General features: G+C 72.7%; 1 protein-coding gene. It reads left to right on the forward strand.

Translation table 11 applies throughout. The annotated features are described in order from the left end of the window. Positions 1-51 precede the first annotated feature (51 nt). A complete protein-coding gene (locus tag ACG2DA_RS22920) occupies positions 52-720 on the forward strand; it encodes a hypothetical protein (protein ID WP_395259030.1) in 669 nt (222 codons plus the stop codon). The last annotated feature ends 38 nt before the right edge of the window (positions 721-758 follow it).

A 758-nucleotide genomic window follows, 5' to 3' on the forward strand; every position in this document is an offset into this window, starting at 1 on the left:
AGGCCCCGCGGGGCCTCGGCGTTACGCTTGCGATCCGGGCGGAGCGGAGCGATGACGCAAACCGAGCGGGTCGCGGCCGGCGGGCCGTGGCGCGGGTGGTATCACGTGATGACGAACGTCCGCGGGGCGTGGCTGCCGGGCGATCCGCGGGGCTGGCGGAGCTACGGCCACCGGGCCCACTGCGACGGCGACTACAAGAACCCGCCCCCGCCCGACGAGCACGCCGAGCGGCTCCGTCACGCCCGAACCGCCCTCCGCGGTCCGCCGGAGTTTCTGTCCGAAACCGCCCGCACCGCCGCCTGCCTCGCGCTGGTCGAACGGCTGCTGGAATTGGGGTCGAACGTCCCGGCCCTCTGCGTGACCGACCGACACGTGCACGCCCTGGTCCGGTTCTGCAATTACGACGCCCACGGCGAGCCGATCTTGAACGCGGTCGTCCCCGGCCTGCACCCCCGCAACGCCCTGCGGGACGGCCGCGACCCGGCGCCGCGGTGCCTGTTCGGCCGGGCGAAGATGCACGCCTCCCGCGAATTGGGCGACGCGGGGCTGAAGTCCTCGAAGGCCCTCTGGGGCCGCCGATGTCACGTCAAACCGGTCTCCGGCCGGGCGCATCAATTGAACGTCTATCGCTATATCGTGAACCACCGCACGCAGGAACGGGCCGCCCTCTGGACCTTCCGCGACGGCCTGCTGCCCCCGCCGGCAGCGAAGCCCCGCTGAGAAGTTGTCCCCGTAACGCCGAGGCCCCGCGGGGCCTC

The organism is Alienimonas sp. DA493, from assembly GCF_043951915.1.
GTDB lineage: Bacteria > Planctomycetota > Planctomycetia > Planctomycetales > Planctomycetaceae > Alienimonas.

Bases quoted from the DNA above. Each gene is read 5' to 3' on its own strand.
- ACG2DA_RS22920 (WP_395259030.1), top strand. From the start codon at position 52: ATGACGCAAACCGAGCGGGTCGCGGCCGGCGGGCCGTGGCGCGGGTGG.